At 34.7% G+C, this 20,225-nt stretch carries 19 protein-coding genes; 12 read left to right on the plus strand and 7 right to left on the minus strand.

The features are described 5' to 3' along the window. Positions 1–6: 6 nt before the first annotated feature. From C4F50_RS02550 to C4F50_RS02580, 7 genes are all read left to right on the plus strand, one after another. Positions 7–1,503 (plus strand): RagB/SusD family nutrient uptake outer membrane protein, encoded by a 1,497-nt coding sequence (locus C4F50_RS02550; protein ID WP_193844856.1) that lies wholly within the window; start codon positions 7–9, stop codon positions 1,501–1,503. A gap of 12 nt (positions 1,504–1,515) precedes the next feature. After that, on the plus strand, positions 1,516–3,117 hold the full coding sequence (locus tag C4F50_RS02555) for a hypothetical protein (RefSeq protein ID WP_193844857.1): 1,602 nt from the start codon (positions 1,516–1,518) through the stop codon (positions 3,115–3,117). 11 nt (positions 3,118–3,128) lie between these two features. Beyond that, positions 3,129–4,790 carry a family 16 glycosylhydrolase gene (locus tag C4F50_RS02560; protein ID WP_193844858.1) on the plus strand — a complete coding sequence of 554 codons (1,662 nt, stop codon included), beginning with the start codon at positions 3,129–3,131 and terminating at the stop codon, positions 4,788–4,790. Between the two features lie 74 nt (positions 4,791–4,864). After that, positions 4,865–5,620 carry a glycoside hydrolase family 16 protein gene (locus C4F50_RS02565; protein ID WP_193844859.1) on the plus strand — a complete coding sequence of 252 codons (756 nt, stop codon included), beginning with the start codon at positions 4,865–4,867 and terminating at the stop codon, positions 5,618–5,620. A gap of 325 nt (positions 5,621–5,945) precedes the next feature. Further along, positions 5,946–6,530, plus strand: a complete 585-nt coding sequence (locus tag C4F50_RS02570; protein WP_193844860.1) for an RNA polymerase sigma factor — start codon at positions 5,946–5,948, stop codon at positions 6,528–6,530. Between the two features lie 49 nt (positions 6,531–6,579). Continuing rightward, on the plus strand, positions 6,580–6,723 hold the full coding sequence (locus C4F50_RS02575; protein ID WP_193844861.1) for a hypothetical protein: 144 nt from the start codon (positions 6,580–6,582) through the stop codon (positions 6,721–6,723). A gap of 543 nt (positions 6,724–7,266) precedes the next feature. Continuing rightward, complete coding sequence (locus C4F50_RS02580; RefSeq protein WP_193844862.1) at positions 7,267–8,331, plus strand: tetratricopeptide repeat protein; 1,065 nt, start codon at positions 7,267–7,269, stop codon at positions 8,329–8,331. Between the two features lie 239 nt (positions 8,332–8,570). On the opposite strand, the gene C4F50_RS02585 is transcribed toward C4F50_RS02580, so the two are convergent. Beyond that, a complete protein-coding gene (locus tag C4F50_RS02585) occupies positions 8,571–9,215 on the minus strand; it encodes an endonuclease III domain-containing protein (RefSeq protein ID WP_193844863.1) in 645 nt (214 codons plus the stop codon). Positions 9,216–9,607: 392 nt separating this feature from the next. Between C4F50_RS02585 and bcp the strand changes: the two genes are divergently transcribed. After that, complete coding sequence (bcp, locus tag C4F50_RS02590; protein WP_193844864.1) at positions 9,608–10,060, plus strand: thioredoxin-dependent thiol peroxidase; 453 nt, start codon at positions 9,608–9,610, stop codon at positions 10,058–10,060. A gap of 286 nt (positions 10,061–10,346) precedes the next feature. On the opposite strand, the gene C4F50_RS02595 is transcribed toward bcp, so the two are convergent. After that, positions 10,347–11,807: a TonB-dependent receptor gene (locus C4F50_RS02595; protein ID WP_193844865.1), complete on the minus strand. Its 1,461-nt coding sequence runs from the start codon at positions 11,805–11,807 to the stop codon at positions 10,347–10,349. A gap of 91 nt (positions 11,808–11,898) precedes the next feature. On the opposite strand from C4F50_RS02595, the gene C4F50_RS02600 reads away from it, so the two are divergent. From C4F50_RS02600 to C4F50_RS02610, 3 genes are read left to right on the plus strand one after another with little or no spacing between them, the layout of a single operon-like run. After that, a complete protein-coding gene (locus C4F50_RS02600) occupies positions 11,899–12,663 on the plus strand; it encodes an MBL fold metallo-hydrolase (protein ID WP_193844866.1) in 765 nt (254 codons plus the stop codon). Between the two features lie 10 nt (positions 12,664–12,673). Beyond that, the gene (locus C4F50_RS02605; protein WP_193844867.1) at positions 12,674–13,177 is read left to right on the plus strand and encodes a hypothetical protein; all 504 of its coding nucleotides are present in this window, start codon (positions 12,674–12,676) and stop codon (positions 13,175–13,177) included. Between the two features lie 46 nt (positions 13,178–13,223). Beyond that, complete coding sequence (locus tag C4F50_RS02610) at positions 13,224–13,646, plus strand: hypothetical protein (RefSeq protein WP_193844868.1); 423 nt, start codon at positions 13,224–13,226, stop codon at positions 13,644–13,646. Between the two features lie 67 nt (positions 13,647–13,713). On the opposite strand, the gene C4F50_RS02615 is transcribed toward C4F50_RS02610, so the two are convergent. The 5 genes from C4F50_RS02615 to C4F50_RS02635 form a co-directional block, all read right to left on the minus strand. Beyond that, positions 13,714–14,283, minus strand: a complete 570-nt coding sequence (locus tag C4F50_RS02615) for a cysteine hydrolase family protein (RefSeq protein ID WP_193844869.1) — start codon at positions 14,281–14,283, stop codon at positions 13,714–13,716. A 53-nt stretch (positions 14,284–14,336) separates the two neighbouring features. Further along, complete coding sequence (locus tag C4F50_RS02620; protein ID WP_193844870.1) at positions 14,337–14,981, minus strand: alpha/beta hydrolase; 645 nt, start codon at positions 14,979–14,981, stop codon at positions 14,337–14,339. Positions 14,982–15,048: 67 nt separating this feature from the next. Then, positions 15,049–15,375, minus strand: a complete 327-nt coding sequence (locus tag C4F50_RS02625; protein WP_193844871.1) for a hypothetical protein — start codon at positions 15,373–15,375, stop codon at positions 15,049–15,051. A gap of 4 nt (positions 15,376–15,379) precedes the next feature. Continuing rightward, a complete protein-coding gene (locus tag C4F50_RS02630; RefSeq protein WP_193844872.1) occupies positions 15,380–16,627 on the minus strand; it encodes a dihydroorotase in 1,248 nt (415 codons plus the stop codon). Between the two features lie 179 nt (positions 16,628–16,806). Further along, positions 16,807–18,735 (minus strand): vWA domain-containing protein, encoded by a 1,929-nt coding sequence (locus C4F50_RS02635; RefSeq protein WP_193844873.1) that lies wholly within the window; start codon positions 18,733–18,735, stop codon positions 16,807–16,809. A gap of 238 nt (positions 18,736–18,973) precedes the next feature. On the opposite strand from C4F50_RS02635, the gene C4F50_RS02640 reads away from it, so the two are divergent. Beyond that, complete coding sequence (locus tag C4F50_RS02640) at positions 18,974–20,086, plus strand: lactonase family protein (protein ID WP_193844874.1); 1,113 nt, start codon at positions 18,974–18,976, stop codon at positions 20,084–20,086. Positions 20,087–20,225 lie beyond the last annotated feature (139 nt).

The following is a 20,225-nucleotide window of genomic DNA, read 5'->3' on the forward strand; positions in this document are numbered from 1 at the left end:
GTTAAAATGAAAAAATATTTCTTTACAACCATTATAACACTGACTCTATTCTCGACATTAAGTTCTTGTTCGGATGAGTTCGTGGACCCAAAACCAGAATATTCTATAGATTCTGAAAATTATTTCAATTCTAAAGAAGAATACGATAACGCCTTGATTGCAGCTTATGATTTATTACAAGCTACTTATGTAAATGTATTATTAGGCGAAATCGCATCAGACAATACCTTATGCGGCGGCGAAAGCCCGACAGACGTTATTGGTTTTCAACAGATCGATGATATGATTCATACACCCGTAAACAGCAATCTAAGAGATGTCTGGAATTGGATGTTTGCAGGAGTTCAAAGAGCAAATTATATTCTTGAATTTAAGGATAAAACAGATTTTCCAGGGAAAAACCAAGTTATTGCCGAAGCTCGTTTTTTAAGAGCTTATTATCAGTTTGAGTTAGTAAAATGGTTTGGCGGTATCCCGATGAAAGGAGATGCGAGATTTAAAATTGGAGATGAAAAAATTATCGGACGCGCTTCTGTTGCAGAAGTTTACGCTTCAATAGAAGCAGATTTAACGTTTGCCGCTGCTAATTTGGCTCCAAATGCATCTCAAACAGGAAGAGTTACAAAAGGTGCTGCTCAGGCATTACTAGGAAAAGCCTATTTATATCAAGGTAAATTTTCTCAAGCCGCAACAGCTCTTGATGCTGTTATTACTTCAGGAAAATATACTTTGGTAACAGATTATAATGCCATGTTTGAAGCAGAAGGCGAAAACGGAACCGAATCTGTTTTTGAAGTGCAATACACCGATATTGAAGGGGCTGGTTTTGGATGTCTTCAATGTAGTGAAGGAAACGTAGCAGTGGGTTTTAACGGAGTTAGAAATTATTCCGGACCTCTTTTCTCTTCTGGATATAGTTTCAATCTTCCGACACAAGAAGCCTCAAATGCCTTTGAAGCGGGAGATAAACGTAAAGATGTTGCAATTTTAGATATCAATGCATGGGCTTTGGCAAACGCTTCTTTTGACAACGGAAACGGAATCACCTTTGGTAAAGGAAATGAAGATACAGGGTTCTTTAACAGAAAATACCTTCCGAGAAAAAGAAGCGCTACCTCACAAGGAGATTTAAATTTAACCAATCCGAACAATTACAGAGCCATTCGCTATGCCGATGTTCTATTAATGGCAGCAGAAGCTTACAGCAGAGGAGGAATTAATGATGCTAAAGCAAAAGAATATCTCAATCAAGTAAGAAGACGTGCTTTTGGAGATAATACACATGATATTACAACTGGCGGCGCACAGTTAACAGAAGATATTTTAACAGAAAGAAGAGTAGAGCTTTTAGGAGAAGGACATCGTTTCTTTGATTTAGTAAGAACTGGAAAAGCAGCAGGAAAAATTCCAGGTTTTAAAGCAAACAAAAACGAATTATTTCCGCTTCCTATAGAAGAAATTCAATTTGCTAACGGAAACTGGTCACAAAATCCTGGCTACTAAAAAACATCAATCATGAAAAAAATACATTTTATTATACATCTTTTCGTTTTTGCACTCTTAATTGCCTGCTCAAACGATACCGGCGATATTGATTTGGATGGAATTACAGCTCCAGCAAATGTTTCGGCCCTGACCACAGTGACACAAGACAATACAGGAAAAGTGACTTTTCTGCCAAAAGGAGAAGGAGCAACACAGTATAAAATTAGTTTTGGAGACGGAAGCCCGGATTCCGATTATTTGGGAGTAGGAGCGGCAGTTTCGCATGTTTATAAGGAAGGAGTTTACAAATCCAAAATTACAGCGATGGGCTTGAATGGAAAAACTACAGAAGTTGAAAAAGAAGTAGTAGTTTCTTTTAGAGCACCAGAAAATTTAGAAGTTGTAATTACGAATGATTTGGCAGTTTCTAAAAAAGTTACCGTAACGGCCTCGGCAGATTTTGCTTTGTTTTATGACGTTTATTTTGGAGAAACAGGAAAACCAGATCCAATCTCGGCAAACAATGGCGAATCGGTATCTTATACCTATAAAGAAGCGGGAACCTATACTATTAGAGTAGTTTCTAAAAGTGCTGCCATTAAAACAACAGAGTATACAGCAGAAGTTACAGCAAAATTAATTTTGGCACCGACTACTGCAGCACCAGCACCGCCTAACAGACAAGCTGGAGACGTTATCTCAATTTACAGTTCTAAATATACAGATGTTGCAGGAACAAACTTTAATCCGAATTGGGGACAGTCAGGTTCTTTTGCAGAATTTGATTTAAACGGAGATAAAATATTGAACTATATCAAATTGAGCTATCAGGGAATTGCATTGGCAGACAATGTAACAATTGACGTTTCTGGAATGGAATACCTGCATATGGATGTTTGGACCGCAGATTTAGAAAAATTAGAAACATCTTTAATTAAACCTGGACCAGACGAGAGAGCGGTAACAAAAGATCTTACTGCCAACCAATGGACAAGTTTAGATATTCCGATTTCGGCCTTTACAAGCCAAGGTTTAAGCGTTAATAACATATTCCAATTAAAATTGGTAGCAAAACCAAATGCTGGCGGAACAGTATTTATTGATAATATTTATTTCTATAAAAGCCCAGCTGAAGCAGTGGCATTACCGCTGGATTTTGAATCAAGCACATTGAGTTACGTTTGGGGCGGATTTGGAAATGTAGATGCTTCTGTGGTAACAAATCCGAATAAAACAGGAATAAATGTTTCTAATAAAGTAGTGAAATTGGATAAAAAGAATGGAGCAGAAACTTGGGGAGGCGCCAGTTTAAATTTTGAAAGCCCATTTGACGCTGCAAAAGGAACTAAAGTAAAAGTGGCCGTATGGTCGCCAAAAGCCGGCGCAGCAATTCTGTATAAAATGGAACTTTCGACTTCTCCAAAAGACGGAAACGGAAACCCAAGTGTTAATCTCGAAGTACAGGCATTAACAACAGTAGCCAATGCGTGGGAAGTATTGACATTTGATCTTACAAGTGCGGCTTCTTTTAACAGCAGTATTAAATACGACAGAGTAATTTTGTTTCCAGATTTTGGAAAAACAGGTGCAGGAGAAACGTATTACTTTGATGATATCAAACAATCCAATTAAATTAAGAAATCATGAGCAAAAAAATAATTATAAAAATCGCATTCCTATTTACGATTCTCTTGATGACGGGTTGTCAAAAAGATGATTTTACATTCGGATCAATAGATGCGCCCGCAAATCTTAAAGTAACCGCCGAAATTGTTGGTAAAACAACAGATACGCCTTATGGTGACGGTTCTGGAACTGTAAAATTTGCAGCGACGGCAGATAATGTTATTTCGTATAAATACGTTTACAGCGACGGAAGTTCGGATAATGCTCCAAACGGAAAAATTACCAAACGATTTACTAAAACAGGTGTTAATACTTATACCGTAACTGTAATTGCTTTCGGAAAAGGAGGTTCCGCTTCCAACACTACAATAGATGTTGAGGTACAAAGTGATTTCAGCGATGAGCAGGCAGTTCAATTATTAACTGGCGGTGCCTCTAAAAAATGGTATTGGGCAGCAGGAGAACCAGGACATCTTGGAGTAGGACAAAACGATGGAGATGCAGAGAAAAACTTCTACGCAAACTATTATCAGGCAGGTGCTTTTGAAAAAGCAGCTTCACCAAACAGCAGTTGTTTATATGATAATGTACTAACATTCTCTTTAGACGGCGATCAGTTGAAATTCCAATTAGACAATGGCGGTGCGACTTTCTTTAATAAAGATTTTGCAAGTGTTGCCGGAACAGCTTTAACAGAAGATATGTGTGTGGCTTACAACCCAGGAGGCGCTAAAAATGTTTCGTTAAGTCCTTCTGAGTCTGTGATAATGGCGAATCCGAAACATGCAGAACAAACCAGAGGTACAACAATGAATTTTGCGGACAACGGATTTATGGGGTATTATATCGGACAGAGTTCTTATGAGATCATCTCTATCACAGCAACTAGAATGGTAGTAAGAGCTGTAATGGGCGGAAACCCTGCATTGGCTTGGTATCATATCTTTTCAACGACACCTCCAAATCAAAATTCTGGTCCAGATTTTACCAATTTAGTTTGGTCTGACGAATTTAATACAGACGGAGCGCCAGATGCTGCAAAATGGGTTTACGATCTGGGACGTGGAGACAACGGCTGGGGAAATAACGAAAAACAAAACTATACCAATGCAGCTTCAAATATTATCGTGCAAGGTGGATTTTTGAAAATTACGGCTAAAAAAGAAACTTCCGGCGGTGCAGAATACTCATCTGCAAGATTAAAATCGGATGGAAAATATTCTTTTAAATACGGTAAAGTTGAGGTACGTGCCAAATTACCTTCTGGCGGCGGAACTTGGCCGGCTATCTGGATGCTAGGGCAGAATTATGCAACAAAAACCTGGCCTGCTTGCGGCGAAATTGATATTATGGAACACGTTGGAAACAGCCTGAATCTGGTTCACGGAACGTTTCATTATCCAGGTCGTTCTGGCGGAAATGCCAATACAGCTTCCAAAACCATTCCGAATGTTTCGACAGAATTTCATATCTATAAAACAGTATGGAGTGCCGAATCTATAAAAATATACGCTGACGATGTATTGATTCATACCTTAGTCAACGACGGTTCTTTACCTTTTAACAGCGACTTTTTCTTGATTTTAAATGTTGCGATGGGAGGTAATATGGGAGGTAATATTGATGCCGCTTTCACCCAGTCTACTATGGAAATTGATTATGTGAGAGTGTATCAATAGGTTAGATTAATTAGTAATTTTAATGAGAGAAGGTCAGTTTAGGCTGGCCTTCTTGATTTTGCAATTTTATGATGATGAAAAGAATAATTTTAGTAATAATGATCAGCAGTCTTGGCTTTGCACAGCAAAAAAGGAAACTGGTCTGGGAAGAAAATTTTAACAAAAAAGCTTTAAACGAATCGGTTTGGAATTACGAATTAGGAGACGGCTGTCCAAATTTGTGCGGCTGGGGGAATAATGAAAGGCAGATTTATACCAAAAAAAATCACGAATTTAAAGACGGCAGCCTTGTTATCGAAGCCCGAAAAGAAGGCGATGTGTACACTTCAACCAAAATAACCACAAAAGGAAAAAAAGAATTTCTATACGGGCGTATAGAAGCAAGGGCAAAATTACCAATCGGTCACGGATTATGGCCTGCATTCTGGATGCTGGGAGCAAATATCGATGAAGTAAAATGGCCAAAAACCGGCGAAATTGATATTTTAGAGTACATTGGACGCGATCCGCACATGGTTTATACAACGCTTCATACACAAGACAGCCACGGAAATACCATTAATACCAAAAGAACACCATTTCCTACTATTGAAGAAGGATATCATGTTTATGCAATCGAATGGGATAAAGACCAAATAGCCTTTTTTGTAGATCAGGAATTGGTTTATACCTTCAATCCGCAGCCAAAAAACGAAGATACCTGGCCTTTTGACAAACCCTTTTACATCATCTTAAACTTAGCCATTGGAGGAAATTTTGGCGGGCCGGATGTAGACGACAAGGTATTGCCGCAAAAATATTATATCGATTATGTTCGGGTATACCAATAAAAAATTGTAATTTAAATTTCAGTTTTAAAAAGGCGTAAAAAATCTTATTTCGTTAGTTGTAAGTTATTTACGTCTTTTTTTTGACTTTCTTAATCGGGATCCAAATTGCAGATTTTAATCATTTTCACTGTAAATTTTATGTTTAATTTAGATTATTTACTGATTTGCAGCTAATTTATATTCGTTTTATTTGCTTTTTAAAATAAAAAATTGTTAAATTTGGTCACGATATTAACATAACTTAAAAAAGATTCGCCTATATAATAAAACTACTTTTTAGAAAAATTACTCCAAATTTTAAAACAGAAACTAAAAAAGTAGTACTATGGCTGATCTGCATACTCCAGACGCTCTATTAGTTAAAAATTATGTTGAAGGCAGTGAAGCTGCTCTGGCAACATTAATTAAAAGGCACGAATCTAAGATATATGGTTTCATATATTCTAAGATCTCTGATAGAGACATTTCAAATGATATTTTTCAAGACACTTTTATTAAAGTAATCAAAACTTTAAAAAGCAATTCTTATAACGAAGAAGGTAAATTTCTGCCTTGGGTGATGCGTATTTCTCACAATTTAATTGTAGATCACTTTCGCAAAACCAAAAAAATGCCAATGCATAGAGAAACCGAAGAATTTTCTATTTTCTCTATCATGTCAGACGATACGTTAACAATAGAAGGCAAAATGATTGTAGATCAAGTAGAACTTGATCTTAAAAAATTGATACAAGAACTTCCAGAAGATCAAAAAGAAGTACTCGTAATGCGTATGTATCAGGATATGAGCTTCAAAGAAATATCTGAACTTACAGGCGTGAGTATCAATACAGCGTTAGGCAGAATGCGTTATGCTCTAATGAATTTGAGAAAAATAATAGATAAACATCAAATTATTTTAACCAATTAATACTAATTTGATAATAAGCTCGTTATACTACTATAAATCATTTTACAGTATGGCGAAAATTTACTCAAAAAAAGCATTAGCTTCTCAAAATCTTAAACCTAAAAAAGAAGTAGTTTCTTTTATATTAAATTATTCACAAGCTTTGTCGGTGATCAAAGCCAATGAAAAAAGTTTTGAAATCATAGCTAACTAAACATCCCGCAGCTTTTGTCGGATGTTTGTAAAGAAAAACCAACTGGTCGTTTTGGTTATTCAGCCCACTATCAGCATTAAAATGCAGTTATTGGGCTTTTTTTATGTTTTAAAACTAGATATTTTTGTATCTGTCTTACATTAAGTGTTTTAGATTCTTTTTTTGCGTTTTAAAATTATAAGTTTTTTAGGGTGTTTTTAGGTTGATTTGTTAAAATTTAATATTTTCGGCTGTATTTCTGTGTTTATTTATAATTTAATTCTATTTTAGTTAAAAAGTAATTTTTTATTCATGCAAAAAGCTTTGTTAAGAAGTTTTTCGTATTAAAATATTAGATTTACTAAATAATATAAACCAGAATCAAAATTTTAACCAAAACCAATATTTATGAAGAAAAACTACCCTCAATTATTTCCATTCTAGTTGTTGTAAGCTTAGCATTCTAAAATGCCAGGCATCTTAAAAGTTGTTTGACTATTCTAAAAGGTCAAATATTTTCGCTTTACACCAAATCTATATTAACAACTAAACCTAATTGGAAAAATGAAAAAGAATTTGAAAATAATAACACTTTTATTATTTGTAAATGGAGCAGCTTTTGCTCAAAAAGAACAAATAAAAGAAGCACAATCCTTATATGATAAAGGAAAAAGCCAGGAATCTTTAGTAATCTTAAATAAGACAGAATATATGATCCTTAACGCAACCGATGAGGATAAATCCGATTATTATTTCTTAAAAGGAAATGTTTTAAAAGATTTAGCCGTAAAAAATATTGACGCTGCAAATAATTTCACTTTAGCTTCTCAATCGTATCAAGATGTATTTTTGTACGAAAACGAATCGGGGAAATTTAAATTTACGGTAAAAGCCAATGCGGCTTTAAAAGAAATGAAATCAAGCCTTGTAAACGGTGCTATGGCCGACTTTAATGCAGGGAAATTCAAAGAAAGCGCAGAGAAAAGTTATAAAGTTTATTTGTTTGACAAAAAAGATACACTGAATTTGTTCAACGCCGCCTCATCCTCTATCAATGCAAAAGATTATGACCATGCCATTCAGTATTATGAAGCCCTGAAAAAGCTTAATTATTCTGGAAAAGGAGTGCTTTACATGGCGACAAACAAAAAAACAAAAGAAGAAGATGTTTTTATTTCTCCAAAAGCTAGAGAAAATGCTATCCAGCAAGGACTTTATGAAAAACCAAGAACAGAATCTGTTCCTTCAAAAAGACTTGAGGTAAACAGCAATCTGGCGTATTCTTATATGGAGAAAAAACAATATGCTAAAGCAGAAACAGGTTATAATTACGTTTTAGAATTAGATCCCAATAATACAGATGCGTATATCAACATGGCTTACCTAAAGCTGCAGATGAAAAAAGATCTAGTTGAGGAGATTTCATCTTTAGGAACAAGCGCGGCAGAAATGCAGAAATACGATAAATTAAATGCCAGAAAAGATGACGTAACAAGAAGCGCCATACCGTATCTTAAAAAAGCACTTGCATTAGAACCTAAAAATGCCGATGCTGCCAAAACACTATTAGGCGTTTACAGAGCGCTGGACATGACAAGTGAATACAATGCTTTGAAAGCAGGAATGTAGGTTTTTTGCGGAGCTAAGATTCTAGGGTAGGCACTAAGGTACTAAGGTGCTGAGATTCTAAGATATATATATAAAGATTTAAAAAAAAAGCAGTCTAAATGTAGACTGCTTTTTTATGTTTAAAAGCGAATAACCTTAGCAACTTAGTACCGCAGTCCCTTAGAGCCTCAGCACCTCAGCAACTTAGAGCCTCAGTACCTCAGCACCTTAGTAACTTAGAGCCTTAGCACCTCAACGCCCTAGCTCATCGCCTCAATTATAGATTTTTTTCCGATCGTTTTGGTGATAATATCTTTTTCTAAGCTCCAGCCTCTTGCCGGTGAATATTCGCGGCCGTACCAGATAATCTGCAGATGCAAGTCATTCCATAAAGCTTTAGGGAATAATCTTTTAGCATCTTTTTCGGTTTGAGCAACATTTTTTCCGTTCGAAAGATTCCAGCGATACATTAATCTGTGGATGTGTGTATCAACAGGAAAAGCAGGAACACCAAAAGCCTGAGACATTACCACACTTGCCGTTTTATGTCCAACAGCAGGAAGTTCTTCAAGAGCTTCAAAACTCTGCGGAACCTCACCGTTATGTTTTTCAATCAAAATTTCAGACAAACCATGAATTCCTTTCGATTTCATTGGCGATAAGCCGCATGGGCGAATAATTTCTTTAATTTCCTCAACAGACATTTTTACCATATCATACGGATTATCAGCCTTAGCAAACAACAGCGGTGTAATCTGATTCACGCGAACATCTGTACATTGAGCCGACAATAAAACTGCGATTAAAAGCGTATAAGGATCTTTATGATCTAATGGAACAGGTATGGTAGGGTAGAGTTCTTTTAACGTATTTATAACAAATTGTACGCGTGCTTCTTTATTCATTTCCGTATTTTTAATCCTGTAAAAATAGCACAATTTTTATCATATGCCTAATCCAGCTTTCCGTTGCAACTCCTCATTTCGTCTGAGTTATGAGTTAGGGGTCATGAGTTAGGGGTTATGAGTTATGAGTTATGAGTTATGAGTTATGAGTTATGAGTTATAGGTTATAGGTTATGTGTCTTGAGTTTTATTTTAGATTTAAAAAAAGCGCAGCTTTTTTTAAATCTAAAATCTAAAATCTAAAATCTAAAATCTAAAATCTAAAATCTAAAATCTAAAATCTAAAATCTAAAATCTAAAATCTAAAATCTAAAATCTAAAATCTAAAATCTAAAATCTAAAATCTAAAATCTATCCCGAGGCTTCGGGACTAAAATCTAAAATAAAAAAATATGACAACATTAAAAGCGGGAGATAAAGCACCCAATTTTTCAGGAACAGATCAAGACGGAAAAACACATCAATTAGCAGATTATGCTGGAAAGAAACTAGTCGTTTTCTTTTATCCAAAAGCAAGCACACCTGGTTGTACCGCAGAAGCGTGTGATTTAAGAGATAATTTTGAGCGATTCAAAGCTAATAATTACGAACTTTTGGGAGTAAGTGCCGACAGTCAGAAAGCACAATTAAAATTTAAAGACAAATACGAATTTCCTTTTCCGTTATTGGCAGACGAAGACAAATCTGTAATTAACGCATTTGGTGTCTGGGGGCCAAAAAAGTTTATGGGAAAAGAGTATGACGGAATTCACAGAACCACTTTTGTCATCAACGAAAAAGGAATTATTGATGAAGTAATCGAAAAAGTAAAAACAAAAGAACACGCGTCACAGATTCTGAAATAAAGATTCTCTTTTATAGCAATTCGCATTTTGGATTTTACCGCAAAGAAGGCTAAGGTTTTTATAAATGGAATATACAAACGCTAAGTTCGCAAAGCTTGATCACGACAAGCTTTGCGAATTTTTTTTTGCAGAAACGCAAAGAATGTGAAAAACTTCATATTCTTTGCGTTTCTGCTTTAAGTGCAGATTATAACTTGAAACCTGAAACAAAAAAACTTGAAACAAAAAAAACCTGAAAAAAAAAAACTTGAAACAAAAAAAATCCCTTAAATAAGGGATTTTAATTTTATGTGTTTTGTTCTAATTCTTTTTGAGGATGATATCCAAAAAGGTGATGTTCTTTTATGAGTTCTGATACACCAGACGGAAGCATGTGCTCCCAGCCGGTTTTTCCTTGATTGATCATTTTTAAAACTTCTCGAGAGAAAACAGCTAAGTTATCCGGATCGTAATCTTCAATATCAACTACTTTTCCGTTGAATTTAAAGAATTTATACAACTCTTTCATTCTAGGATGTACCTTTAAGTTGTTTGAATTCATTAATACACCCTCTTCATCAAGCATTGGATATAAGAAAACTTTCATATCGCGATAGAATAGTTTTCCAAAAGCTTCCAGAATACCGCCGCTTAAGTGACGGTAGTATTTCTCATCAAAAATATCAACAAGGTTATTTACTCCCATTGCCAATCCCATACGGGCTTTTGTATAATTAGCAAAATACTCTACAACCTTATAATATTCCTGAAAATTCGAGATCATTACGGTTTGGCCAAGCGAACAAAGTAATTCTGCCCTGTCCATAAAGTCACGTTCGTCAATCTCACCATCCGATCGTAAATTCGAAAGCGTAATTTCAAAAACAACCAGCGTATTATTTTTTTCGACTTTATTTTCTTTGAGAAACATTTGCAATGATTTCTCGTACATGTCCATATTTACTTTGGTAACCGGGCGAAAACTTCCTCTTAGAGCTAAAAGATTCTTTTTGTAAAGAATAGCTGCCGGAAGAATGTTTTTTCCTTCTGGATTAAACATTACGGCATCCGTCATTCCGTTTTTAACCAATTGTAAACTCATCAAACGATTGTCTACGTCAGCAAAACGAGGTCCAGAAAAGTTAATAGTATCAATTTCTAATTGATCTTTATCTAAGTGATCGTATAAATAACGAAGTAATCGTTTAGGATCGTTGTATTTGTAAAAAGCACCGTAAATAAGGTTAACACCTAAAATACCTAGTGTTTCTTGCTGTAGTCTAGCATCAGTCTCTTTAAAACGAATATGAAGAATAATTTCGTTATAAGCTTCGTCTGGTTCAATTTGGTATCGAATTCCTACCCAGCCGTGACCTTTAAATTGTTTGGCAAAATCTATCGTAGCTACCGTGTTGGCATAACTAAAAAAAAGTTTTGTGGGATGTTTCTCTCGGCTCAAACGCTCTTCGATGATTTGACCTTCGTGGGTAAGCATTTTTTTTAATCGCTCTTCGGTCACATATCTTCCGTCACTTTCTATTCCGTAAACCGCATCACTAAAATCTTTATCATAGGCAGACATTGCTTTTGCAATTGTTCCTGATGAACCTCCGGATCTGAAGAAATGTCTAACTGTCTCTTGTCCAGCGCCAATTTCAGCAAATGTCCCGTAAATATTTTCGTTTAAATTAATGCGTAACGCTTTGTCTTTTATAGAAGGAATCTGTTCGATGACCCTGTCACCTTTGAGCTTTATTTCTGTACCCATTTTTATTTTAAATAGATTTGTTACAAAGTTAGCAAATTAGGCTTCTAATGAAAGAGAAATAATCCTATTTTTGTAAAAAAATTAAGTTCAATTGAAGGTTTATTTTTTAGGTACTGGCACTTCTCAAGGCATTCCGATTATCGGAATCGATCATCCCGTTTGTAAAAGCACTGATGCTAAGGATAAAAGGCTTCGTGTATCCATCTGGATTACATGGGGCGAGCATTCTTATGTTATCGATTGCGGACCCGATTTCAGACAGCAGATGCTTTCCTGCGGCTGCACCAAACTCGATGCCATTTTGTTTACTCACGAACACGCAGATCATACTGCTGGTCTGGATGATATTCGTCCATTCAATTTCAGACAGGGCGAAATTCCCGTTTATGCACACCAGCGTGTAATTGAGAATTTAAGACGTCGTTTTGATTATGTTTTTGAGACCGTAAACAAATATCCGGGTGCACCAAGCGTAAAGACAATAGAAGTTATCAATGACCAAACATTTGCGGTAGGTGATAAAACAGCCATTCCGATTAATGTGATGCACGGACAATTACAGGTTTTTGGTTACCGTATAGACGATTTTGCGTATTTGACAGATGTTAAAACTATAGAAGAGTCAGAAATAGCGAAGCTCAAAAATCTCAAAGTTTTGGTGGTAAATGCTTTACGTGTAGAACCTCACGATACACATTTTAACCTGCAGGAAGCACTTGATTTTATAAATCTGGTAAAACCAGAAAAAGCCTATCTGACACATATCAGCCATGTTTTAGGTTTTCATGAAGAAGTACAGCAACAGCTGCCGGAAAACGTTTTTCTGGCATACGACAATTTAGAAATTACAATTTAATTATACCACAATGAAAAAATCCCTAATGCTTTATCTTTTGATCTTAGCTGTATTAATGAACCTTTTTACTTATGCGTTCTACAGTCAAGAAGTAAAGTTTGAGCAAAACAGATACGAAAAAACGACTAAAAAACTACGCGACAGTATCAATTTGGTTACTACAAAACTAACAGATGCCAATTATTTTTCGTTAGAACATAATGAAAACGCACAAAATTATTTTGATAACAGTGCTTCTGGCGGAAAAGTGATTTTATTTGAAAAACTGATTCCGGTTGTAACAGAAAAATTATTGGATTTCAATGCAAATCTAAAAGGAAACCCTTATACAGGACAAGATCAAATCGGACCCAATAAATTTATAATTAACAAAGTAAAAATCTTAAACCACAGATGGATCATTGCAGATTACAGTAATGGGGAATTATGGGGAGAAGTCTTGTTAAAATACTTTGTTGATAATGATGATAACATTACCTTTGAAGTAAATCAAACTTGGTTATATCAAAAATAGGATTTTATAATCCTATTTTTTTTTGACCTTAAAAATTTATAGGACTATGAAAAAGATTATGCTGTTTACAATGATTGCGGGGCTTTCGTTCTCGTGTGCAAAAAAAGTTTCGTCAGAAAACACTAGTACAAAAGAAGCGCCAAAACAAGTTATGACAGGCGGTGACTCAGATGCTCACGGCTGTAAGGCTTCTGCCGGTTATACTTGGTCAATACTTAAAAAAGAATGTATTCGGGTTTTTGAAGGAACGCAATTATCGCATGCCGACGACGGAAAAAAATATACAACTGCATCATATGTTATTTTTGAAGGAAATAAAGCCGAACTTTTCCTTGACACTCAAAAAGAATCGATTATTTTAGAAAGAAAATCTGAAGGAGATTCTTGGACTAATGGTGATTGGCAGTTAATTCCTTGGAAAGGATATGTTTTGAAAAAAGGAAAAGATATTCTTTACACCGGACAGTAAAAACAGAAAGTGATATGTACAATGCTTAAACATTTAATACATATCACTTTTTATATTTTATTCTAATTTAAATAATCTCTTTAATAAACTCAGAGTTTACCACCTGAGCAAATTCTTCGTTTAAACTTGCCAAAGCAGTCTGATGTATTAATTCGGCAGAAAAATCTTCTCCGTTAAGACCTTTTTTGTTGAAGGTTGCTGTTGCATCTGAGATCAGATAGACATTGTAGCCAAAATTTCCAGCCATTCTTGTTGTGGTGGAAACACAGTGATCTGTAGTTAAACCAACAATGACAAGATCAGTAATTTTAGCATTGTCAAGAAGCTCCTTTAAATTCGTTCCGATAAAAGCGCTATTAACATTTTTCTTTATGATAATTTCACTTTCCAAAGGTTTTACAACATCCTGAAATTCATTTCCTGGACTCGTTTCGTTTAAAATCGAATTTGGATTTGAAGAACAATGCTGAACATGAAAAATAGGCAGTTTTTTACTTCTCCATATTTCTAGAAGTTCTCCAGCTTTTTCTTCTGCGTTAACGTTATTACGATCTCCGCCCCAATAAGCAATGTCATGAAAAGCTTTTTGAATATCAATTAATAGTAATGCGGGATTATTAAGTTTTGTAATGCTCATATGCAAAAGATTTAGTTCTGGTAAAGCTGTGGCTTAAAACTGCTATTGAATCCTTAATTTTCCAGCCAATTCTTAAAATCAAAGAAATTCTGCGGAGCAACTCCATGTCCAACAGGATATTCTTTGTATACAACTGGAATATTTAAATGTTCTAAAATTGCAGGAGTTTTTCTCGCCCATTCAATCGGAATAACCTGATCAACAGTTCCGTGCGAAGCGAATATTTTTAGGTTTTTAAAGTCGTTATTTTGATAACCGTCTTTGATGATTTCTTCATTAAAATAACCGCTCATTGCGACAACACGCTGAATTTTTTCTGGATAAGAAAGTGCTGCTGCATAACTCAAAATAGAACCTTGGCTAAAACCAATCAGGGTCACATTATCAGCATCAATAGGATAATTGGCAGTTAATTCATCAATAAAATTGGCAATTGCATCTCTTGAAGTTTTTGCCTGTTCGTTGTCTGAAAACTTATTTTGATCGGCATCAAAATTGATCGCGTACCAAGCGTAACTTCCGTATTGTAAATCGTAAGGAGCTCTGGCAGAAATGATATAATAATTGTCAGGAAGTTCTGTTGCAAACGAAAACAAATCGGCTTCGTTGCTTCCGTATCCGTGTAATAAAAGCAATAAAGGATTTTTATCTAAAATTACTTTTGGTTCTTGTATTTTATATTCTAGAGATAGATTCATTTTTTTTAATGTTCAGTTTTCAGATTTTTAGTGTTCAGTTGGTGCTAGTTTTTAAGTTGGAATTTACTTATCCAATAGACTTTAACCATTTTTGGTAAAGCCCGCCAACTAAAGGCATTGGTCTGGTCTGGCCTTGTATAGCGCTAAAGATTCCGTAAGCCCATAATATAGAAACACAAATCCACATCGGAAAAGTAATATAAAAGCTGTCAAAAGGACTAATAATTAAAGCAAGTGAGATAAACGTAATTGATAATCCCGCTGCCTGGCGTATATGAAAAGAAGCAAAACTATTTTTGTTTTCAGAATTCATGCTCATGGCAATCAAAACGCCAATAATTAGAATGTAACTGGTAATTGCGATTGATTTGCCTTCTTCGATGGTATTGTTCATTGTATTATTTTGTAACTAGTTGATTTTGATTTAAAATTCCATACACAGAACCTTTTAATTCTGTTCCCAAAAAAGCACTATTTTTAGATTTAGAAAGAATATCTTCTTTGGTAAAAGTTGATTTTCCTTCTGTTGTAAACAAAGTTAAATTAGCTTTAGCGCCTTCTTCAATTGTTTGGTTTTCAAGGCCAAAAATCGCTCTTCCTGTAAGTTTTGCAATAATAGTTTCAACAGGTAAAACCGTTAGTAAAGCTCCAAAAGCACTTTCTAACCCAATAGTTCCATTTTTAGCGGTATCAAATTCCATTTTCTTAAATTCAATATCAATCGGATTATGGTCTGAAGTGATCAAATCGATTGTATGATCAGCAATTCCGTTTAATAAAGCCTGTCTGTCAACTTCTGTACGTAATGGAGGAGTGACTTTAAAACGAGTGTCAAAACCGTCTAGTTTTTCATCTGTTAAAACTAAATGGTGTACAGAGACGCTGCAGGTTACGTTTAAACCTTTTGCTTTTGCTTCTCGAATTAATTCAACCGATTTGGCTGTAGAGACTGTCGGAATATGAAGTTTTCCGCCTGTATATTCTAATAAAAATAAGTTTCTTGAAATTTGCAGTTCTTCGGCCAGATTCGGAATTCCTTTCAATCCCAATCTCGTAGATACAATTCCTTCGTTGGCAACGCCGTTTCCTTTAATGTTTGGATCCTGAGAATAGGCGATTACCAATCCGTCAAAATCCTGTACATATTGTAAAGCGATTTTTAAAAGGTTGGCATTGTCAAGACTTTTGTTATAATCGCCAAAAGCAATCGCTCCGGCTTTTTTCATATCAAATAATTCTGCCATGTCTTTTCCTTCGCTGCCTTTTGTTAAAGCACCAATTGGAAAAATTTCTACCGCAGCACCATTTGCTTTGTTTTTTACAAAATTTACTTGAGACTGATTGTCTATAACCGGGAAAGAATTTGGCTGTAAACCAATTGCAGTAAAACCGCTTTTTGCGGCAACATTTAGTCCGTTTTCGATGGTTTCTCTGTCTTCATATCCAGGTTCTCCGAGTGAAACACTGCTGTCAAACCATCCTTGTGAAACATGAAGGTCATCGAAGCGTACTATTTCGGCATCGTCATTAGGAAGCGAAACCCCAATTTTTTCTATTAAACCATCTGCAATTAAAAGATCAACGGTCTGGTTATGAAACGGACTTTGGGAGTCGATAATTTTGGCGCTTTTGATGATTATTTTCATATGTAGAGAAATTTATTTTAATTGAAATAATAAAATGATTTAAACATTCAACTTAAATTTTCTTAACCATTAAGAGATTAAGTGAATTAAGCACAGAATTTAATTTTCTTTATCATTAACAAGTTAAGTTAATTACGTATAAAACTTAATGTTCTTAACACTTTAATGGTGAAAAAAAACTATTTCACAAACTTTATAATTGCCATTTCTAATGCTAAAAATAACAGTGCAAAGATAACAAACCATTTCCAAATCTGGCTGTCGGTTCGCTCGGTTTGCAGTGTATTAAAAATAGTAGCTAGAGTATCGGCTGTTTTAAAATCAGATAGCATGCTGGTATTGATCAGACTAAGATCACTTTCTGTTCTTTTGTAATTAAAACTAATGTTTTCGACCCATTCTTTTTTATCAAAAATACTGTAATTGCCAGCCGTTTCTGGGAAATCATTAAAGGTCAGTTTTACTTTATTGTTTAAAATCTGCTGAATCGGGATGAACGAATCTTCAGTTCCTTTTACTTCCAAAATAGCATCTTTAGTCAGCAGTACATCTACAAAATAAGGTGCATTGTTTCCTATTGTCAATGCATTTACACCTGTTTTCTGATTGTTTTGTCCGATTTTGTAAAATAAGGGTACAATTAAAGGCGACTGTTGAAAATTAGAATTTGAACTGTTTATGGGAGCAGTAAAAATCGTTACACCAGAAATCGGAGTTTGAATCGCCGTTACAAAAGGGGTCTGGTCTTCAAAAGATAAAACCGAAGGGTATGGACTTGAAACTGCAAACGAACTGTTGGTTTTTGGGTATTGAAAATTCGTGATTTTAGTTTCAAAAACTCCAGAGAATAAAGGATGATCGAAATTAATTTTAGTAATTAGTTTACTGTTGCTTTCTAAGTTTTTAAATAGAATTTTTCCAAAATTCCCTAAAAATGTATTTAAGTTTGAAGCTGAAGTCTTTTCAGAAGGGATAATGACCAAATTACCGCCTTTTCCAACAAAAGCTTTCAAAGTGGTCTGCAAAGCCTGCGGAATTTCTTCTAATTCATTTAAAATGATAGTATTCTGTTTTTCAAGACTATTATAGTCCAAAACATTCAAAGCATAATTTTGATAATTGAATTCGGCAGAAGTATAAATTCTCGATAAGAAATTGCTTTTTTCTGGAGCTCCAATACTGATTACGTTTATTTTTTTGTTTTTAGAAATACTGAAAAACAATTTATTATCATAAGTTAATCCATTGTCTTCGATACTCACATAACCATGAAAAGCTTCTTTAGGAATGGTGAAAGTGATTTTCTTTTTCTTCGTGTCAAAATTGATAATTGTTTTGGCAATTAATTTGTTTTGATTGTATAAAGCTGTCGAAACGGGTTTAAAATCTTCGCCATAAGCTGAAAGATTAATACCGATTTCATAAAAATTTTCCAACGTCTGATTGATGTAAACACTGTCAATTGAAATGTTATTTTTTTGTTCTGCTTTTGGAACAATAAAATAAGGTTTATCATCAAAATCTATATTTTTAATGTCCTTTTCTTTTAAGCCCACCGCATCTGTAATAATCACAATGTCTTTTTTATGAGCCGATTGGTGCGCTTTTATTTTTGCCGTAATTGCAGAAAGATCAAAGGCAGCGGCGCTGTATTTTAAGTTTTGTAAAGCACTTTTAGAAGATTTAATATCGGTATTCCAGAAGTTCTCGGTATTGGTTAAAAGCGAGAATTGGGCATTTTCAGGCGTATTTTCTAATAATTCCTGAACGGCACGCTTTAATAATTCGCCCTTTTTGCCTTTTGCCTGCATACTGAACGAATTGTCTAAAACAATATACATTTCGTTTGATGCGTTTTTACTGTCTACAGCTTCAAAAAAAGGCTGTGCAAAAGCTAAAATAAGAAATGTAAGCAAGAGCAGTCGTGTTGCTAATAAAAGGAGTTTTTTTATTTTAGAACTTTTACGAGTCTGAACAGCAAGTTCTTTTAAGAATCGGACATTGGTAAAATAAGAAGTTTTAAAACGTCGTAATTGAAATAAGTGAACCAGGATTGGAACGATTAATAAAAACAGAAAATATAAAATTTCGGGGTGCTTAAAATGCATTCTGGCTTTGATTTATTTCAATACGTTAATTGTCCAAAAATACAAATTTTAGTTTAAACCTTCATGATGTTACATAAGAGTTTATAAGTAAGATTAGAAAGAAATCTAAAATGAACTTATAGCACTTATATGATAATAGGAGATCTAAAATGTAACTTTTGTAATTTCTTTTGTAACAAAAAATAAAGATTCAAATGTTTTTATTGATTATTTTAGCTGATTCAAAAAACAAAAAACTATGAAAAAAATACATATGGTGTTGTTCACCGCAATGGCATGCGCAAGCCTCCAAGCGCAGCACAAATTTAATCTGCTGATTGGAACTTATACCAATACTTGTCAAAGCAGCGGAATTTATGTTTACGAATTTGATGCTGATACAGGTGCGTTTTCGCAAAAAAATGCTTCAGAAAATGTTTTAAGTCCAAGTTATTTATCTGTTTCTGCGGATAATAAATACATATATGCCGTAAACGAAAACGGAACGCAAAGTACTGTAAGTGCTTTTGGTTACAACTCGGGTTCAGGAAAATTAACTTTTCTCAATAAAAATGATGCTTTAGGAGCCGATCCTTGCCATATTATTAATGATGATAAAAATGTAATTGCAGCCAATTATTCTGGAGGAAGCATTGCTGTTTTTAAGAAAAATGCAGACGGCAGTATTGGTGCAGCAGCACAGTTGGTGCAGCATGAAGGAAAAGGTCCAAATGCAGCGCGTCAGGAAAAAGCACATGTGCATATGGTTGCTTTTTCGCCAGACAAAAAGTTTGTTTTGGTAAATGATTTGGGTTTAGACAAGGTTTTTATTTACAAATACAATCCGAATTCTAAAAACGAAATATTGACTTTGAAAGAAAGTGTTGATGTAAAACCAGGAAGCGGACCAAGACATTTGACTTTCAGTAAAGATGGAAAATATGTGTATTTAGTTCAGGAATTAGATGGTTCGCTGACAACTTTCAGTTACTATAAAAGCGGCAGTTTAAAACAAATTGCAGCAACGAGTATTCTTCCAAAAGATTTTAAAGGCGGCACAGGAGCGGCGGCAATTAAACTTTCGCCAGACGGAAACTTTTTATATGTATCCGATCGTGTAGATGCTAATGCTATTTCGGTTTATAAAACAGCCAAAGACGGAAAATTAACTTTGGTAGAGCAGGTGAGTACGTTAGGAAAAGGTCCAAGAGATTTTGCTATTGATCCAACAGGAAATTACCTTTTAGTTGGACATCAATATACTAACGATATCATTATTTTTAAAAGAGATAAAACCACAGGTAAATTAACCGACACAGGAAAGAAAATTGAGCTGTGTTCACCTGTTGGTTTGGTGTTTACGAAAATTTAAGAGGCTAAGGTTCTAAGATACTAAGGCACAAAGGTGCAAAGTAACAAAGGTTTAAAGTAACAAAGGAACAAAGTTTCAGAGTGATAAAGGCGCTAAAAGAATAAAAAAGGCTCAAAGATGCAAAGTAAAAGTTTAGAAA

Source organism: Flavobacterium hungaricum (assembly GCF_015182285.1).
Lineage (GTDB): Bacteria > Bacteroidota > Bacteroidia > Flavobacteriales > Flavobacteriaceae > Flavobacterium > Flavobacterium hungaricum.